The organism is Pseudomonas sp. E45-MNA-CIBAN-0222, assembly GCF_040310405.1.
Taxonomy (GTDB): domain Bacteria; phylum Pseudomonadota; class Gammaproteobacteria; order Pseudomonadales; family Pseudomonadaceae; genus Stutzerimonas; species Stutzerimonas stutzeri_AC.
Map to the genome: position 1 here is coordinate 1 of NZ_JBEOPU010000264.1, position 231 is coordinate 231.

General features: G+C 44.6%; 1 protein-coding gene. It reads left to right on the forward strand.

The features are described 5' to 3' along the window. On the forward strand, positions 1 to 231 hold a 231-nt coding region (locus tag AAEZ08_RS23555; RefSeq protein ID WP_500125262.1), incomplete at both ends, for a paraslipin.

Consider the following 231-nt stretch of genomic DNA (forward strand, 5'->3'; position numbering starts at 1 on the left):
GCTTACATCCACGATTTAAAGGAAGAGACCATTGATGTACCGCCGCAAGAATGTTTCTCCAGTGATGAAGTGAATGTGGAAGTGGACGGGGTCATCTATATTTCGGTTATCGATCCCGTTAAAGCCAGTTATGGGATTACCGATTACCGTTATGCTGCCATTCAGCTAGCTCAAACCACCACACGTTCTGTGATTGGTACCTTAGATTTAGATCGCACTTTTGAAGAGCGT